This is a genomic window from Micromonospora sp. NPDC049559, assembly GCF_040676675.1.
GTDB lineage: Bacteria > Actinomycetota > Actinomycetes > Mycobacteriales > Micromonosporaceae > JBFAPK01.
In genome coordinates this window covers 1-17,929 of sequence record NZ_JBFAPK010000026.1, presented here as the reverse complement: position 1 = coordinate 17,929, position 17,929 = coordinate 1, and the positions used below count along the sequence as shown (strand labels likewise).

The window sequence follows — 17,929 nt, the reverse complement described above, 5'->3', positions numbered from 1 at the left end:
CGCGCCCCTCGACGGCGCGCCCGAGCGCCGGACGGACCGGCGGGAGGGCCGGACGCGGGCCGGCGGCGCCACGACGGTTGAACGTTCCGGAAAGTTTCCGCTAGCATCGCCGTACGTCGATTGCACGACCTTTCGTGGCACCAACCGCGCCGCAGGCATCCGGGCTGTCTGCGCGGGATCGGGGCCCTGGAGCGGCAGGGGCACCAGCACCGATTGACGTACCCATCCACCAACCCCACCCTGTCCGAAAGGCACACCAGATGAGCATGGATCCGGTCCGTCCGGACCGACAGAAGAGAATGGGGCCCGGACCGCGCGTGGCCATGGTGCTCGCCGCGGCCGGCGCGCTCGTCGCCGGCGCGGCCCTCACCCTGCCCGGCACCGCCAGCGCCGGCACCACGCTGGGCGCGTCCGCCGCGGAGAAGGGCCGCTACTTCGGCACCGCGGTCGCGGCGAACAAGCTCAGCGACTCGGTGTACGTCGGGATCCTGAACCGCGAGTTCAACTCGGTGACCGCCGAGAACGAGATGAAGTGGGACGCGACCGAGCCGTCGCAGAACAGCTTCAACTTCTCCAACGCCGACCGCATCGTCAACCACGCCCAGAGCAACGGCATGCGGATCCGCGGGCACGCGCTCGCCTGGCACCAGCAGCAGCCGGGCTGGGCGCAGAGCCTCTCCGGCACCGCGCTGCGCAACGCGATGCTCAACCACATCACCCGGGTCGCCACCTACTACCGCGGCAAGATCGATTCCTGGGACGTGGTGAACGAGGCCTTCGCCGACGGCAACACCGGCGCCCGGCGCGACTCGAACCTCCAGCGCACCGGCAACGACTGGATCGAGGCCGCGTTCCGCGCCGCCGACGCCGCCGACCCGGGCGCGAAGCTCTGCTACAACGACTACAACACCGACGGGCAGAACGCGAAGTCCAACGCGGTCTACGCCATGGTGCAGGACTTCAAGTCCCGGGGCGTACCGATCGACTGCGTCGGCTTCCAGTCCCACTTCAACGCGCAGAGCCCGGTACCGAGCGACTACCAGGCCAACCTCCAGCGCTTCGCCAACCTCGGCGTCGAGGTCCAGATCACCGAGCTGGACATCGAGGGCTCGGGCACCGCGCAGGCCAACAACTACCAGCGGGTGGTGCAGGCGTGCCTGGCCGTCTCCCGCTGCGCCGGCATCACCGTCTGGGGCATCCGCGACACCGACTCCTGGCGTGCCAGCGGCACCCCGCTGCTCTTCGACGGCAGCGGCAACAAGAAGCCGGCGTACACCTCCACGCTGAACGCGCTCAACGCGGGCGGTGGCACGCCGCCGCCGACCACCACCCCGCCGGGCAACCCGCCGACCACGCCGCCCACCACGCCGCCGACGACCCCGCCGACCACGCCGCCGGGCGGCGCCGGCTGCTCGGCCTCGGTCTCGCTCAACTCCTGGAACGGCGGCTTCGTGGCCACCGTACGGGTGACGGCCGGATCGAGCGGCACCAACGGCTGGACGGTCTCGCTCACCCTGCCGGGCGGGGCGGCCGTCACCAACACCTGGAACGCCTCGGCGAGCGGTACCACCGGCGCCGTGTCGTTCCGCAACGTCGCCTACAACGGCCGGTTGACCGCCGGACAGTCGACGGAGTTCGGCTTCCAGGGCACCGGCAGCGCCACCGGCATCACGCCCACCTGCACCGCCAGCTGACCGTACCGACCCCCGGTGCGGAGGGCGTGATCGTCCTCCGCACCGGCCCGGTGCCCACCTTGACGCACGCCGATGCCGGTCATAGGTTTACGACCACGTAACGGAAAGGTTCCGGAACTTCCCGCCCGGACAGCTCCGGCGGGCCGGGGCGCCTCCCGTCACGCCGGTAGCAGCCGCGGAAGAACGGTGGCCAGTGATGCGGATAGGGCTCGTCGGTACCGGCAACATCGCCCGCGTCCACGCCGAGGCACTGCTCTCCCTGGACGAACCGGTCGAGCTCGTCGGCGCGGTCGACGTCGACGCGGAACGGGTACGCGACTTCGCCGGGCGCTTCGGCATCCCCGCCCACTACACCGACCTGGACCGGATGCTCGCTCAGACCCGGCCCGACCTGGTGCACGTCTGCACTCCCCCGGGCGCCCACCGCGCGTCCGCCCGGACCGCCCTCGCGGCCGGCGTCTCGGTGCTGGTGGAGAAGCCGCCCACGCTCAGCCTCGCCGAACTGGACGAACTCGCCGCCGCCCAGGGCGAGTCCGGACCGTGGCTGGCCACGGTCTTCCAGCACCGGTTCGGCTCCGGCGCCCGGCGGCTACGGGCCCTGCTGCACAGCGGGGTGCTGGGCCGCCCGCTGCTCGCCGTCTGCCACACCACCTGGTTCCGGGAACAGTCCTACTTCGACGTACCGTGGCGCGGCCGGTGGGAGACCGAGGGCGGCGGGCCGACCATGGGACACGGCATCCACCAGATGGACCTGCTGACCGCGATCCTGGGCGAGTGGACCGAGGTCTCCGCCCTGGTACGACGGCAGGCGCGCCGGGTGCGGACCGAGGACCTCTCGATGGCGCACGTCAGCTTCGCCAACGGCGCCGTGGCGAGCGTGGTCAACAGCGTCCTCTCCCCGCGCGAGGAGAGCTACCTGCGCTTCGACTTCGAACGCGCCACGGTGGAACTCACCCACCTGTACGGCTACGGCGACGACGACTGGCGGATCACGCCCGCCCCCGGCTTCGAACAGCCCGTGCTGGACGCCTGGAAGGCCGGCGAGACCGGCCACAACAGCGGGCACCGGGCGCAGTTCAGCGCGGTGGTGCGCGCCCTGCGTGCCGGCGCGGCGCCACCGGTCACGGCCGGGGAGTCGGCCCGTACGATGCGACTGGTCGCGGCCGTCTACGCCTCCGCCCGCACCGGCCGGCCGGTGCGCCCGGCCGAGCTGGGACCCGGGTCGGCCTTCTACGAGCGCATGTCCGGCGACGACCCGGACTGGATCACCGACCCGACCGGGGACCGGCCGTGACCGGGTCCGCTCAGCCGAGACGTTCGACGATGGTGGCGTTGGCCAGCCCGCCCGCCTCGCACATGGTCTGAAGCCCGTACCGGCCGCCGCGCTCGGCGAGGGCGTGCACCAGCGTGGCCGTCAGCCGGGCGCCGCTGGCGCCGAGCGGGTGCCCGAGCGCGATCGCCCCGCCGTGGACGTTCACCCGGTCCAGGTCGGCGCCGGTCTCGTCCGCCCAGGCCAGTACGACGGCGGCGAACGCCTCGTTGACCTCGAACAGGTCGATGTCGGCGAGGTCGAGGCCGGCGCGGCGCAGCACCTTCCGGGTGGCGGGGACCACGGCCGTGAGCATGTAGAGCGGGTCGTCACCGGCGACCGCGAAGCTGTGCAGGCGGGCCAGCGGGGTGAGCCCGAGCCGGGCGGCCAGTTCGCTCGTGGTGATCATCACCGCGGCGCTGCCGTCGTTGATCTGGCTGGCGTTGGCCGCCGTGACGTTCCAGCCGATCTGCGGGAACCGCCGGGCGATCTCCTCGTCGTAGTAGGCCGGCCGCAGCCCGGCGAGCGTGTCGAGGTCGCTGCCGACGCGGATGCCCTCGTCCCGGTGGAGTCGCGGCAGCGGCGCGATCTCCCGCTTGAAGAGCCCGCTCTCGGTGGCCCGCGCGGCCCGGTCGTGGGAGGCGAGCGCGAACTCGTCCATCCGGGTACGCCCGAGCCGCCACCGGGCGGCGATGAGTTCGGCGGAGATGCCCTGCTGGACCAGCCCGTCCGGATACCGCTCGGCGAGCGCCGGGCCGTACGGGTCGGCCGTACCGACCAGGTTGGCGCCCATCGGCACCCGGCTCATCGACTCGACACCGGCGGCGATCACCACGTCGTACGCGCCGGCGATGACGCCCTGCGCCGCGAAGTGGATCGCCTGCTGGCTGCTGCCGCACTGCCGGTCGACGGTCACGGCGGGTACGGACTCCGGGAAGCCGGCGGCCAGCGCCGCCCGGCGGGTGACGTTCGCGGCCTGCTCGCCGACCTGCGTGACCACGCCGCCGATCACGTCGTCGACCAGGGCGGGGTCGATGCCCGTCCGGTCGACCACGGCGCGCAGGCTGTGGGCGAGCAGGTCGACGGGGTGCACCTCGTGCAGGCTCCCGTTCGGCCGGCCCCGGCCGATCGGCGTACGGACGGCTTCGACGATGACCGCGTCCCTCACGGGCGTCCTCCCTGCGGCGCGCCGCCGGGCGCGGGCCGGTTGCCCGGTCCGGCCGCCGGTGTGGTCGATCCCCGACCTCAGCGGCGGACGATCCGGGGCGACGGAGCCCGGCCAGCCCGACAGCTGACTTTATGGAACAGTAGCCAGACTCTAGCAGTCTGGCTATGGAATCCGCGAGCCAGGCTAGGATGGTGGCATGGCCATGACCCTCGAAGGACCGCTCAAGGACCGGGCGAGCTGGCGGGCGGACGACTGCTCGATCGGCAAGGCCATGGAGGCCGTCGGCGCCCGGTCGGCGATCCTGCTGCTGCGCGAGGCGTACTACGGCACGACGCGCTTCGACGACTTCGTCGAGCGGGTCGGCATCACCGACGCGGTGGCCGCCACCCGGCTGAAGCAGCTGGTGGACGTCGGCGTCCTGGAGCGGCGGCCGTACCGGGAGCCGGGGCAGCGGACCCGTCACGAGTACGTGCTGACGCCGATGGGCCGGGACCTGCTCCCCGCCGTACTGGCCCTCATGCAGTGGGGCGACAAGTACCTCCAGCCCCACGGCGCGCCGCTGCGCGTCGTGGAGCGCGCGACGGGCGCCCCGGTCGCGATCCGGCCACGCAGCGAGTCCGGGCACGACGTCGAACTCGAGGACCTCGCCGTGACGGTCAACGAGGAGCGGCGCGCCGCCGTCCGGACCGGCCGGTAGGTCGCGGCCGGTCGGCGTCGGCCGGTCGGCGTCGGCCGGTCGGCGTCGGCCGGTCGGCGTCGGCCGGTCGGCGTCGGCCGGTCGGCGTCGGCCGGGCCGCGTGATTCGGCGTCGGCCGGGCCGCGCGATCGGGCACCGTCCCACGTCACACCCGGCCCGGGCCGCGTCCCGCCCAGCATTGCCGGCCTGATCCACAGGACACGGCCTAGAGTGGGCCGCACCTCCGAGAGACGTGGGAGTGGATCGTGGCGGAGTTCGACGGCAAGGTCGCCATCGTCACCGGTGGATTCAGCGGCATCGGCCGCGCCACCGCCCGGCTGCTCGCGGCCCGCGGCGCCACCGTCGTCGCCGCCGGCATACCGCCGTCCCGGCCCGAGGCCCCGCTGCCGGACGTCGAGCAGGTCCCGCTCGACGTCACCGACGAGGCCGCCACCGCGCGGCTCGTGGCGGACGTCGCCGGCGGCCACGGCGGGCTCGACATCCTCGTCGCCGCCGCCGGGATCCAGCGGTACGGCACGGCGGCCGAGACCAGCGCCGAGGAGTGGAACAAGGTGCTCGCCGTCAACGTGACCGGCGCCTTCCACGCCGCGAAGCACGCCCTGCCGCACCTGCGCGCCCGCGGAACCGGTTCGATCGTCTTCGTCTCCTCGGTGCAGGCATTCGTCACCCAGGCCACCGTCGCCGCGTACACCACCAGCAAGGGTGCGCTCAACGCGCTCGCCCGCTCGATCGCCGTCGACGAGGCGGCGAACGGGGTACGGGCCAACACCGTCTGCCCGGCCTCGGTGGACACGCCCATGCTGCGGGCCTCGGCGCGCGCCTTCTCCGACGGCACCGACCCGGGCGCCCAGGCGCTGGTGGAGTCCTGGGGACGGATGCACCCGATGGGGCGGGTCGCGCGGCCCGACGAGGTCGCCGAGGCGATCGCCTTCCTGGCCAGCGACCGCGCCAGCTTCGTCACCGGGATCGCGCTGCCCGTCGACGGCGGACTGCTGGCCAACGCCGCGGTGCTGCTGCCCGAGTGAGAGCCCGCGGTGGGACCGCCCGAGCGGGTCCTTATTCGGTGGCCGGCGCGGGCCGCAACCGGCACGCTGCCCGAATGACGATCATTCGGCACAATCCCGAGGACCTGCACAGCACGCCCGGATACCACCACGTCACCATCGCCCCGGCGGGAGCCATGGATGACGCGGTACCTGATCTCGTTCGACGACGGCGCGATGACCTTCCCCGAGGAGGAGTTGCCCGAGGTGGCCAAGGCCTCGCACGAGGTGGTGCGAGCGGCTCAGGACGCCGGCGTGTGGGTCTTCGGTGGTGGCCTGGGGAGGCAGCGGGCGAGCATCGTGGCCACCGACGGGACCGTCACCGACGGCCCGTACCCGGAGACCAAGGCGGTCGTCGGCGGGTTCTCGATCATCGATGTGCCCTCGCGCGAGGAGGCGCTGGAGTGGGCGGCCAGGATCGCCGCCGCGTGCCGCTGCGCGCAGGAGGTCCGGGAGATCATGCCCGACGCGGACGTCTGATCTCGCGGGAATGCCGCCCGGCGAGTGGCGCGCACACCCCACGGGCAGGCAGCATGGCGGGGTGTCCCAGCCCCCACCGCTGCCCGCCATCCAGCGCAACGCACAGGCGATGCACGACGCCGGTAACTCGCCCGCCGCCCGCCTGCTGCTGGAGCAGGCCATCGAGGCCGGCCGGCCCGCCTACGGCGAGGACCACCGCGACGTGCTCGCCACCGCGCACCTGCTGGCCCGCCTGCACCGGGAGGCCGACGATCCGGCCGCCGCGCGCCGCGTACTGGAGGAGGCGCTCGCGGCCGGACAGCGGCGCTGGGGCGACGCCGACCCGCTGCTGCTGGCGATCTCGTTCGACCTCGGCGGGGTCGCCGAGGAACTGGGCAACCGGCACGAGGCCCGGCGCAACTACACCCGAGTGGCCAGGTTCGGGCCCGCGGTGCTCGGCGAGGACCACTTCGCGGTACGGGCCGCCCGCGACTACCTCGGCGAGCAGCCGGGCGGCGCGCCGGCCCCGCAGTCCGCCCCGCCGGCACCCGTGACCTCGGCGCCACCCGCGCCGATCACCTCCGCGCCGCCGTTCGTCCCCTCCCCCGCCGCGCCGGTCGGGCCGGCCTCGGCACCGCCCGTCGCCCCGGCACCGCCCGTCGCCCCGGCACCGCCGGTCCAGCCGGCACCGGAACAGCCGGCGTACGAGCGGCCCGCCGCGCAGCCGGCGTACCCCCCACCGCCGGTCCAGCCGGTCCAGCCCATCCAGCCGGTCCAGCCCGCGCCGCCGGTTCCGCCGGTCGCCTCGGCGCCGCCGGTCGCCTCGGTCCCGCCCGTCGCCTCCGAGCTGCCGCCGGCCGTCACGCTGCCGCCCGTCCCACCGGCGCCCAGGGCGGGCGGGAGCGTCGGGGCGTACCCGACGGAACAGGCCGCCGGAGCGGCGTACGCGGGACAGCCCGCCCAGCCCGGCGTGGCGTACCCGGCGGGGCAGGTCGGCGCGGCGGCGCCGTACCCGATGGTCGCCGCGCCCCCGCCACCGCCGGCCCCGCCGGCGCCCACGGTCTCGTCCCGCTCTCGCGGCGCCACGGTCGCCGCCGCCGTGGCGGCGGTGGCCGCCGTCTCCGCGATGGTCGTGGCGGTGCTCGTGGTGGTCGCCCTGCTGCCGGACCGCTCCGCGCCGACCGACAACCCGGGCCAGCCCAGCGCCGGCCCCTCGGCCCTCGGGGATCCGCCGACCGACCTGCGGCTGCGGGACGACAAAGAGAGCATCACGGTCACCTGGACCGACCCGACCTCGGGCACGGTGCCCTTCATCGTCGCGGGCGGCCGGGCCGGCGCCCAGTTGGGTGCGCTCGCGACGATCGACCCGGGCGGGACCAGTTACACGGTCAACGGGTTGAACCCCCGGCTCGACTACTGCTTCACCGTGCTGGCCGTCTACTCGACGGACAACTACGCCACCTCCGGCCAGGTCTGCACCCGGCGGGGCGGTACCGCCTCCCCGCGCTGACGGCCGCACGGGAACGCGCCGCACGGGAACTCGTCGCCCGCGAGTTCCCGTGCGCCCCGGTGGCGAATTCCGATCAAACCGGCGGCTGATTACCGTCACGCCGGGCGCCTGATTCCGATCAAACCCGCGGCCAATTGCGATCGAGCCGGTGGCGGGTCGGCGCGCGGCCCTCGCCCATCCACAGCCCGCAATTTGCACCGCCCCGGGCCGAGCTGCGGCGACGGTCCGATCCCCACCGCGTTGTCCACAATTCGGGCCCGGTTTGTCCACAGCGAGCAACCGTGCTGTCCACAAGGAGACATTGCGGGTACCCGGCCAGAATACGCAGGCCATATGATGGCACCCGGCTTCTGGGCGGTGCGCCGACAAACGGCGCGGACGGGGCCGACAACGGTTCGCGATTCGGGGAGGGCGGCCGGCTGTGGTCACCACAGACAACGGCACCACGGAGAACAACGGCAGCGGCAGCGGCACCGACGGCACGCCGGGGGCACCCCCGAGCGAGGCAGTGGCCCGCAAGCGTCGCCGGCTGCGCGGCGGTCTGGTCACGATCGGCACCGTGATGGCGCTGCTCACCGCCATGGGGCTGACCGTGCTGGGGCTCGGCGCCGCCGACAACGCGGTGGCCAGCTACGACGCGAGCGCCTGGCTGTGGAGCGCGGCCAAGAGCGAGATGGCCCGGGTCAACGGGATCACGGGCCGCGTCGACACCCGGCTGCAGGTGCCGCAGGCGCGCAGCCACGCCATGCAGGTGGCGCAGACCGACCGGCTGCTGGTGCTGCGGGATCTCAACACCGGCATGGTCAGCTCGCTCGACCTGGCCACCCTGCAGATCGTGGCCAACACCCGGACCACGGCCGGGCTCGGCGTCAACGTCATGCTGCACGAGGATTCGGCGTTCGTGGTCGACGCGGTGCAGGGCCTGGTCCGCCAGCTCGACCCCCGCTCGCTGGCACCGGTCGGCGAGCCGATCCACTACCCGCCGGGCATCACCGCCGGCACCTTCGACGGCGAGGGCAAGCTCTGGATCGGGGTCCCCGGTGAGGGCACGGTCTCCGCGATCACGGCGGCCAAGCTCCCCTCCCAGCCGGTCTCGTCGGCCGGCGGCAGCGGCGGCGGGCTCAGCCCGACCAAGGTGAAGAACCTGGAGATCGCCCCGCCGAACCACGACCTGGCGCTCGCCGCCCTCGACAACGGGATCGCCGTGCTCGACCGCACGGCCGGCAAGCTCAGCACGGTACGCGGCGAGGAGCGGCGGGACGTCACGCTCAACCTGAACGGCCCCGGCGAGATGCCCACCCGGATCACCGGTCTGGAGATCCCGGTGACCGTCAAGGACGGGCGGCAGGTCTACGTCGTCGGCGCCGACGGCGCGGTCAAGCAGTTCACGGTCCCCGGCGAGGGCGGCGACCTGGCCCCGGCCGTTTCCTGGGCCGGCCGCTTCTACTGCACCGACGAGGCGACCGGCACGGTCTACGCGCTCGACACCGTCGGCCAGCTGCTCAACAAGATCGACGTGAAGGGCGCCAACGGCCCGCTGGAGCTGGAGGTTCGCGAGAACCACCTCTTCATCAACGCGCCGAACTCGGCCAACGCCCGGGTGGTGGACGACCACCACACCGTCCGGGAGGTCAACAAGTACGCCAACGACATCCTCGGCGGCGACCCGCCGCCGGAGCTTCCGCCGCCGCCCCCGCCGCGCAAGCCGCCGGTCGGCAAGCCGAGCGCGCCCAAGAGCGTCACCGCCTCCGCCGGCAACATGCAGGCCCGGGTCAACTGGCGCCCGGCGTCGCCGAACGGCGCAACCATCACGAAGTACGTGGTGGAGGGGGCCGGGCGCACCTGGGAGGTCGGCGCGAACCAGCGCTCGCTGGAGGTCACCGGCCTGACCAACGGTCAGACCTACCGCTTCTCGGTGCACGCGGTCAACGCCAAAGGCGCCGGCCCGTCGCGGACCAGCAACCCGGTGGTGCCGACCTCCGAGGTGCCGGACGCGCCGATCAGCGTCACCGCGCAGGAGCGGCCCGACGGCACCGTGCTGGTGAAGTGGCCGGCCGCCAACGGCCAGGGCTACAAGATCACCAAGTACGCGGTGACCGCCATCTCCGCCGGCGCGACCGCCCCGGCGGGCGAGTCGACCAAGACCGAGCTGGTGATCCCCGCCGGCGACCTGGAGTACGGCAACCAGTACGCCTTCACCGTGGTAGCGGTGAACCAGAAGGGCGCCGGTTCGAAGGCGTCGCCGATCAGCAACAGCGTGGTGCCGTTCACCAAGCCTTCCGCGCCGGTGAACCTGCGCGCGACCACCGTCTCGGGCGAGGCCGGCGCGATCAACGCGACCTGGTCCCCGCCGAAGGAGAACGGCCGGCCGATCACCAAGTACCTGGTCGAGGCGGGCAGCCGCAAGATCGAGGTGACCGACACCCAGACCAAGCTGACCGGCCTCGGCGACGGGCAGTCCGTACAGGTGAAGGTGCAGGCGGTCAACGAGGCGGGCGCTGGGACGGCCGCCACCGCCACTGCTCGTACCGTCGCGCCGCCCCGGGTCACCGTCACGGGCGTCGACCCCGGCACCAACTCCGCGACCATCCGCTTCACCGTGGACGCGGGCGGCGGCAACGTGACCTGCCAGGTGACCCCGAAGGGCCCGGCGGCCGGCACGAACTGCTCCAGCATCACGGTCAGCGGGCTCACGTCGAGCACGGATTACAGCTTCACGGTCACCGCGAAGAACGCGGCCGGCACCGGCACCGGAAAGGCGGACACCACCACCGACGCCATCTACGGGGTCGCCACCTGCCACAACGGGCCCGACGGGGACCAGCGCACCTACTGCAACTCGGACCGCGATGGCCGCAACGGGAACGAGATCTTCTCGGTCACCCGGCAGGACGACAGCAAGCAGGTCGGCTGGGCCGAGCCCGGCACCCGGCTCAAGACGATCTGCCGGGCCACGGGCACCAGCATCGATGCCTGGATCTACAACAACAACAAGCAGAGCAGCATCTGGATCAAGGTGGAGTACAAGGGTCAGAACTACATCCCGTGGGCCTGGCTCAACCTGGAGGGCGGCGACAACCCGAGCAGCCGGCTACCCGCCTGCTGACCGCCGCACCGCCGACCGTACGACCGCCTACCGCACCACCGGCCGAGGAGCACCACCCACAGTGAACAATCACGAGCCGCTGAGCCAGCAGCACGTACAGGGCTTCGCCGAGCTGGCGGCCCGGCTCGCCGCGAACGTCAACGCGGTCGTACTGGGCAAGCCGCACGTCGTACGGCTGGCGCTGACCGCGTTCTTCGCCCAGGGGCACATCCTCCTGGAGGATGTGCCCGGGGTGGGCAAGACGACGCTGGCCCGGGCGATCGCGGCCTCGGTACAGGGCAAGTGGCGGCGCATCCAGTTCACGCCGGACCTGCTTCCGGCCGACGTCTCCGGCGTGACGATCTTCAACCAGGCGACCCGGGGCTTCGAGTTCCACCCCGGGCCGGTCTTCGCCAACATCGTCATCGCCGACGAGATCAACCGGGCGTCGCCGAAGACCCAGTCGGCGCTGCTGGAGGTGATGGAGGAGCGCAACGTCACCGTCGACGGCGTACGCCACCCGGTGCCGCAGCCCTTCCTCGTGGTCGCCACCCAGAACCCGGTCGAGATGGACGGCACCTACCGGCTGCCCGAGGCGCAGCTGGACCGCTTCCTCGTGAAGCTCTCGATCGGCTACCCGGACGAGGCCGTCGAGATCGAGGTGCTGCGCGGCGCCACCGTACGCTCCCCGGAGGGGCTGGACCCGGTCACCGACACGAACACCGTCGGCGAAATGGTGCGGATGGCGCAGCGGGTACACATCGCCGACCCGCTCTACGCGTACGCCGTGCGGCTCGCCGCCGCGACCCGTACCCACCCGCAGGTCCGGGTCGGGGTGAGCCCCCGAGGGGTGATCGCGCTGACCCGGGCCGCGTGCGCGTACGCCCTGATCGACGGTCGCGGGTGGGTGCTGCCCGAGGACCTCAAGGCGCTCGCCGAGCCGGTCTTCGCCCACCGCATCCTGCTCTCCCCCGATGCCCAGGTGCGCGGCGCCACCGCCGCCCAGGTCCTGCACGAGGCGGTGGCGTCGGTGCCGGTACCGCTGCCCACCGGGCAGCCTGCCCGCACCGGGGTCTGATTCCGGGGAGACATGACCATCACCACGCGCGGCATCGGGCTGCTGGCCGGTGCCGTCCTCCTGCTCGTGGCCGGATTCTGGTTCGGCTACTCCGAACTGGCGCTGCTCGGCACCGCCGCGGTCATCGCACTGGCCTGCGCGCTCGGCTACGCCCTGTGGCGTCCGCGACTGCGGGTGACCCGGGTGGCCGAGCCGGACCGGGTCGGCCGGGGCGAGCCGGCCACCATGACCCTGACCGTGCGCAACACCGGTCGGGTCCGCTCGACCAACCTGATCGCCGAGGACCGCTGCGGCCGGCTCGCCATCCCCGTACCGCTGCTACGGCTGCGCCCCGGGCACGACACCACGGTCAGCTACCCCGTACCGACCACCCGGCGCGGCGTCGTGCCGATCGGCCCGCTGCGGGTCACCGGCCGCGACGCGCTCGGGCTGATGACGCTGGCGCACTCGCACGGCGGGACGGCCACCGTGCTCGTCCATCCCCGGATCCACACGCTCACCGCCGTACCGGCCGGGGTGGCGCGCAGCCTCGACGGGCGGATCGACCGGGTGCCGCACGGCTCGATCACCTTCGACTCGCTGCGGGAGTACGTCGTCGGCGACGAGCTGCGCCGGGTGCACTGGCGGACCAGCGCGCGGGTCGGCGAGCTGATGGTGCGCGAGCACGTCGACACCAGCCTGCCGCGGATCGTGGTGCTGCTGGACAACCGGGCCGCCGCGCACCCACAGGTGGTGGACGGTACGGCCGAGACGTTCGAGTCGGCCTGCGAGGCCGCCGCCTCGGTGGTGGCCGCGGCGCGGCGCGAGGACCTGCCGGCGGAGCTGCTGCTGGTCGCCGAGCACGGCACCGAGGGCGACTACCTGGACCGGTTGGCCGCCGTGGAGTTGCAGGCCGGGTCGCGCGGGACGCGGCAGGATCCGCTGCGGATCGCCACGGACCGGCTGCGCCAGGAGCGGATCGGCGACACGCTGGTCTTCCTCACCGGCCCCGGTGGCCGCGAGGACCTCGGCTACCTCGGCGCGCTGCACGGGGCGTACCCGTCGGTGGTGGTCGCGGTCTTCGGCGCGAGCGGGCAGAGCCCCGGCGGCGCGGCCGGCATGGTCATGATCGACGCCGCGGACGGCACCGAGTTCGCCGCCGAGTGGGACGGGGTGCAGCGGTGGTGAGGCTGCTGCGGGCGGTACCGCTGCCGCTGGTACTGATCGCGATGATCGCGCTCTCCGGCGTGGCGCTCGGCCGGGTCTACGCCGGCACGCTGCTGACCCAGCTGGTCGCCGGCGCCGCCGCCGGCTCGGTACTGATCAGCGTCGCGGCCCGGCGGCTGCCGTCCTGGCTGGTCGCGCCGCTGTCGGCCGTCGCGCTCGCCGGCTACGCGGCGCTGGCGATGTGGCTGGCCGCCGGCCGCGCCCAGCTCACCGACCCGTTCGGCGACGTGGTCGTGGACGCCACCCGCAACGGCATCCCACGCCTGCTCACCGCCATGATCCCGGTCGAGCCGACCCCCGACACCGTGCTGGTTCCCGTGGTGGCCGCCTGGCTCGCCGGACTGGCCGGCGCCGAGGTGATCCTCCGGGCCAACCGGGTGCTGCTCGGCTACCTGCCGCCGGCGGTGCTCTTCGCCGGGGCGCTCTACGTCGTCGGCCCGAACGCCGACCCGGCGCTCTGGCCGGCCGTCGCGTTCGCCGCCGCGGCCGCGGTCGGGCTGGCCTCCACCACCCGCCGGCCGGCCGCGGTGACCACGCCGGCCGGCACGGGACCGGCCGGCACGGACGGCCTGCCCGCCGCCGCCCGGCTGCGCCTGCTGGCGGCCACGGCGATCGGGCTGACCCTGGTGATCGCGGCGACCGCCGTGGTGGCGCCGGTGGTGGCCCGGCAGGTCAGCAGCCGCCCGGTCGACCCCCGGCGGTACGTGCAGCCGCCCCAGGTGGACAGCCTCGACGAGAACCCGCTGATTCGCATTTCCGGCTGGGCGCTGAACCCGAACCAGGAGCTGTTCCAGGTCCGCACCACCGGCCGCAGCGGCACCGGCGCCGGAGCGGCCGGGCCGAGCGCGAACCCGGACGGTGGAACCGGCGACGGCAACCTGGACGGTGGGACCGGCGACGGTACGGACGACGGCGCCGACGACGATGGCCAGGACGGCGCGCCGCCGCCGGACGCGGCCGAGGCGGACAAGGGCGTACGCATCCGGCTCGCCGTCCTCAACGACTACGACGGGGCGACCTGGCGGGTCGGGGCCACCTACCGCAACGCCGGCCGGATCCTGCCCAGCGCCCCGGTGAACCCCGACTCCTCGGTGGAGCACATCCGGCAGGAGATCACGATCGAGGAGCTGAGCGGGCGGCTGCTGCCGGCGGTGGCGACCCCCGAGGAGGTCACGGGGGCCCGCATCGCGTACGACCCGGGCAGCGGCACGCTGATCCGGCCCGAGGGCCTGGCGGCCGGGGTGCGCTACACGGTCAGCTCCGCGCAGGAGAAGCCCGACCTGAACCTGCTCGCCACGGCGAACGTACCGGCGGGCGACAAGGTGGCCCGGGTGCTGCGGGTCGCCGACGGCGCGCCCGAGCAGATCCAGCGCCTCGCCGAGCAGCTCGCCGCCGACAACGGCGCCCCGTACGCGCGGGCGCTGGCGATCGAGGAGTTCCTCTCCGAGCACTACCGGATCGTCGCCGACGCCCCCAGCGGGCACGCCTACCCGAACCTCAACTTCTTCCTCTTCGGACCGCGCAACGGCGGCGGCCAGCGCGGCACCTCGGAGCAGTTCGCCGCGACCTTCGCCGTGCTCGGCCGGCTGATGGGGCTGCCGACCCGGGTGGTGGTGGGCTTCGAGTCGCGTACCGGCGACGGCCCGGTCCGCGCCGCGGACGCCTTCGCCTGGCCGGAGGTGCTCTTCGACGGCCTCGGCTGGGTCGCGTTCGACCCGCTGCCGCGCCCCAACACCCAGCCGCGCCCGGTCGAGGAGGACTTCAAGCCCAAGCCCGACGACCCGCCGCCGTCACCGGACGAGCAGACCCCCAGCGCCACCCCGGCCGCCTCCGCCTCCGCCCAGGCCGCACCGGCACCGCGCGGACGCGGCGGGCTCTCCGGACCGGTACTGGCCGGCGGCGGCAGCGGACTCCTGCTGCTGCTCCTCGGCGGGCTGGTGCTGGCCGTCACCGGTCTGCGCCGGGCGCAACGGCGGCGGCGCCTCGACGATGGCCCGCCGGGGCAGCGCATCGTCGGGGCCTGGTGGGAGGTGACCGACGCGCTGCGGCTCGCCGGCCGGCCCGCCGCCGAGCACCTGGCCGCGAGCGAGGTGGCCGAGCACGCCCGCGAGGTCGGGGCGGAGCCCGTGAAGCCGCCCCGCCCGCCGGTACCGCCCATCGACGACCTCGCGAGCCTGGTCAACCTGGCCACCTTCGCGCCCGGGGGCACCGACGAGGAGCAGGCGCGTCGGGCCGGGAGCCAGGCGGTGGCGTACGCGACGGCGCTGCGGGCGCGGCGGTCGTGGTGGCGGCGGTTGGTCTGGTCGCTGCATCCGGGGCCGCTGCGCTGGCGCCGCTGAGCGTCGCACTTGCGGTGGAGGGTTGGTGGCCGGATTACCCGCTCTGGGCGGTCAGGCTTGATCCCGTCGCGGGCAATCCGGCCACCAACCCGGACCTGGGCCGGGTGCGACCGGAACTTACGGCACCAAGCCCGACCTGGACCGGGCCGGACCGCGACCGGAGTGGTCGGCCACCAGCCCCGACCTGGACCAGGCTTGACCGGAGCGATCGGCCGCCGACCCCGACATGATCCGGGGTTGCTCGGATCATTCGGCTATCCCGGTTGGTTGCCGGTGAGGCGGCGGACCAGCGAACGCATGCCGGCGAGCCAGCGGTCCGGGTCGGCGGCCTTGGTGCGGGCGTACTCGGCGACCTCCGGGTGCGGCAGGATGAGGAACCGCTCGTCGGCGAGCCCGTCGACCACCGCCTGCGCCACCTGCTCGGGTTCGAGGACCGGCCCGGAGGCCGCCGTCACCACCGCGCCGGCGTGGCCGGCGGCCAGCCCGTCGTCGAGCATCGGGGTACGCACGCCCTGCGGGCAGAGCGCGCTGACCCGGATGCCCCGGTCCCGGTACGTGATCGCCAGCCATTCGGCCAGCCCCACGGCGGCGTGCTTGGTGACCGTGTACGGCGCGTCGCCGATCGCGGTGAGCAGCCCCGCCGCCGAGCAGGTCTGCAACAGGTAGCCCTCGCCGCGGGCGAGCATGCCGGGCAGCACGGCACGGGCGGCGTGGACGTGCGCCATCACGTTGATCTCCCAGGCGCGCCGCCAGTCCGCGTCCGGGGCGGAGAGTCCCGCCCCGACGGTGATGCCCGCGTTGGCGCAGAAAAGGTCGATCCGGCCGTACCGCCGCTCGGCGGTGGCGACCAGGGCGCGTACCTGTTCCTCGTCGGCGGCGTCGACGCCGACGGCCACCGCGACCGGGCCGATCCGGGCCGCGACCCGGGCGGCCGCCGGTTCGTCCAGGTCCGCCACCACCACGCCCTCGGCGCCCTCGGCGGCGAAACGGCGGGCCAGCGCGGCCCCGATGCCACCCGCACCGCCGGTGACGACGGCGACCTTGCCTCCGAGGCGCATCAGAGGGCCTGCGCGGGCGTGGGTCCGAGTCGGGCGATCACCGTCGCGAGCGCGGCGGCACCGCCGGCGGCCAACTCCGGGGTGGGCAGTAGGGCGATCACCGGTACGTCGATCCCGGCGTCGACGTACCGCTGCACCTGCGCCCGGCAGTCCTCCGGCGCCCCGTGCAGTACGAGGGCGTCCACCAGTTCGTCGGGTACGGCCTCGCCGGCGGCGCGCCGGTCGTCCCGCCCCCACGCCTGCCACATGGGGGCGAGCACCGGCTCCCGGCCGAGCCAGCGGTGGAACTCGGCGTACGCGGGCACTGTGAGGTAGGTGGTGATCAGGCGCCGGCCGATGGTGCGGGCGTGCCTGGCGTCCTCGGTCGGGCAGACGAAGACCCGGGCGGTCACCTCGAAGCCCTCCCGCCGCTCCCCCAACTCGGCCAGGACCCGCGGTACGTCGGCCGCGGCCAGCCAGTTGAGGATGGTGCCGTCCGCCTCGGCGGCGGCGAGCCGCAGCATCCGGGGGCGCAGCGCGGCGAGCAGGATCGGCGGCGGTACGGTCGGCGGGCGTTCCAGCCGGAAGCGGCGCACCGTGAAGGTGTCGTAGACCTCGTCGACGGTCTCGCCGCGCAGCGCCGCGCGCAGGAACCGCAGCATGTCGCGGGTCCGCCGGTACGGTTCGGCGAACCGGCTCGCGTTCCAGTCCTGCACGAGGACCGGCGACGAGGCGCCGATGCCGAAGGCGAACCGGCCCGGGGCGGCCTCGGCCAGCGCCGCCGCGCTCATCGCCAGCAGCCCGGGGCCGCGCGTGTAGACCGGCACCACGGCCGTGCCGAGGCGCATCCTCGGCTGCCAGACGCTGGCGAGCGCCAGCGGCGTGAACGCGTCCGTGCCGGCGACCTCGCTGGACCACAGGTCGGTGAAGCCGGCGTCGGCGAGGGCCGCGTAGACCTTGGCATGGTCGGCGAGCGGCACCCCGCTCAGTGGCACGGTCATCCCCCAGCGTGCTGTCACCGGTCGATCGTGCCTGTCGATCCGGCCGAGGTGCAAGATCTCCCGGTCCGTGTCCCCGGTCGTTTCCGCCGTCGTTTCCGGGTCGTTTCGGCACGCCCGGCCGCACGCGCGCTCCGTCGGGCTTGGCGCCGCGTCGGTGGTACGCCGGAGACGTTATCGAGGCGGCGGACAACGTCTCTGGCGTACCAGTCACGGCTGCCTCCGTCGGCCGGCTGCGCCACCTCGCGGCCGCTGGGCGTGGTGCGGTGCCGTCACCTGAACACTAGAGGCGCTACCCGACACCGA

The 17,929-nt window shown here is 74.0% G+C and carries 13 protein-coding genes; 10 read left to right on the top strand and 3 right to left on the bottom strand.

The window, feature by feature from the left end; translation table 11 throughout:
• Window positions 1-260 precede the first annotated feature (260 nt).
• Both AB0J86_RS24980 and AB0J86_RS24975 read left to right on the top strand, forming a co-directional pair.
• Window positions 261-1,694, top strand: a complete 1,434-nt coding sequence (locus AB0J86_RS24980; protein ID WP_363860030.1) for an endo-1,4-beta-xylanase — start codon at window positions 261-263, stop codon at window positions 1,692-1,694.
• Between the two features lie 196 nt (window positions 1,695-1,890).
• Entirely contained in the window at window positions 1,891-2,988 is a 1,098-nt protein-coding gene (locus AB0J86_RS24975; protein ID WP_363860029.1) for a Gfo/Idh/MocA family oxidoreductase, read from the top strand.
• Window positions 2,989-2,998: 10 nt separating this feature from the next.
• On the opposite strand, the gene AB0J86_RS24970 is transcribed toward AB0J86_RS24975, so the two are convergent.
• Window positions 2,999-4,171 (bottom strand): thiolase family protein, encoded by a 1,173-nt coding sequence (locus tag AB0J86_RS24970; RefSeq protein ID WP_363860028.1) that lies wholly within the window; start codon window positions 4,169-4,171, stop codon window positions 2,999-3,001.
• Between the two features lie 196 nt (window positions 4,172-4,367).
• Between AB0J86_RS24970 and AB0J86_RS24965 the strand changes: the two genes are divergently transcribed.
• The 8 genes from AB0J86_RS24965 (at window position 4,368) to AB0J86_RS24930 (ending at window position 15,588) form a co-directional block, all read left to right on the top strand.
• Window positions 4,368-4,868 carry a helix-turn-helix domain-containing protein gene (locus tag AB0J86_RS24965; protein WP_363860027.1) on the top strand — a complete coding sequence of 167 codons (501 nt, stop codon included), beginning with the start codon at window positions 4,368-4,370 and terminating at the stop codon, window positions 4,866-4,868.
• A 245-nt stretch (window positions 4,869-5,113) separates the two neighbouring features.
• The gene (locus AB0J86_RS24960; RefSeq protein ID WP_363860026.1) at window positions 5,114-5,893 is read left to right on the top strand and encodes an SDR family oxidoreductase; all 780 of its coding nucleotides are present in this window, start codon (window positions 5,114-5,116) and stop codon (window positions 5,891-5,893) included.
• Window positions 5,894-6,052: 159 nt separating this feature from the next.
• The gene (locus AB0J86_RS24955) at window positions 6,053-6,391 is read left to right on the top strand and encodes a YciI family protein (RefSeq protein WP_363860025.1); all 339 of its coding nucleotides are present in this window, start codon (window positions 6,053-6,055) and stop codon (window positions 6,389-6,391) included.
• Window positions 6,392-6,452: 61 nt separating this feature from the next.
• Window positions 6,453-7,880: a tetratricopeptide repeat protein gene (locus AB0J86_RS24950; protein ID WP_363860024.1), complete on the top strand. Its 1,428-nt coding sequence runs from the start codon at window positions 6,453-6,455 to the stop codon at window positions 7,878-7,880.
• Between the two features lie 508 nt (window positions 7,881-8,388).
• Window positions 8,389-10,986, top strand: coding sequence for a fibronectin type III domain-containing protein (locus AB0J86_RS24945; RefSeq protein ID WP_363860114.1), 2,598 nt, complete (start codon window positions 8,389-8,391; stop codon window positions 10,984-10,986).
• A gap of 61 nt (window positions 10,987-11,047) precedes the next feature.
• A complete protein-coding gene (locus AB0J86_RS24940; protein WP_363860023.1) occupies window positions 11,048-12,043 on the top strand; it encodes a MoxR family ATPase in 996 nt (331 codons plus the stop codon).
• Between the two features lie 12 nt (window positions 12,044-12,055).
• The gene (locus AB0J86_RS24935; RefSeq protein WP_363860022.1) at window positions 12,056-13,210 is read left to right on the top strand and encodes a DUF58 domain-containing protein; all 1,155 of its coding nucleotides are present in this window, start codon (window positions 12,056-12,058) and stop codon (window positions 13,208-13,210) included.
• A gap of 41 nt (window positions 13,211-13,251) precedes the next feature.
• Window positions 13,252-15,588 carry a transglutaminaseTgpA domain-containing protein gene (locus AB0J86_RS24930; protein ID WP_363860113.1) on the top strand — a complete coding sequence of 779 codons (2,337 nt, stop codon included), beginning with the start codon at window positions 13,252-13,254 and terminating at the stop codon, window positions 15,586-15,588.
• A 254-nt stretch (window positions 15,589-15,842) separates the two neighbouring features.
• On the opposite strand, the gene AB0J86_RS24925 is transcribed toward AB0J86_RS24930, so the two are convergent.
• Window positions 15,843-16,646 carry an SDR family oxidoreductase gene (locus AB0J86_RS24925; protein WP_363860021.1) on the bottom strand — a complete coding sequence of 268 codons (804 nt, stop codon included), beginning with the start codon at window positions 16,644-16,646 and terminating at the stop codon, window positions 15,843-15,845.
• Window positions 16,646-17,626 carry an LLM class F420-dependent oxidoreductase gene (locus tag AB0J86_RS24920; protein WP_363860112.1) on the bottom strand — a complete coding sequence of 327 codons (981 nt, stop codon included), beginning with the start codon at window positions 17,624-17,626 and terminating at the stop codon, window positions 16,646-16,648. Before AB0J86_RS24920 ends, AB0J86_RS24925 begins: the two co-directional genes overlap by 1 nt.
• Between the last annotated feature and the right edge of the window lie 303 nt (window positions 17,627-17,929).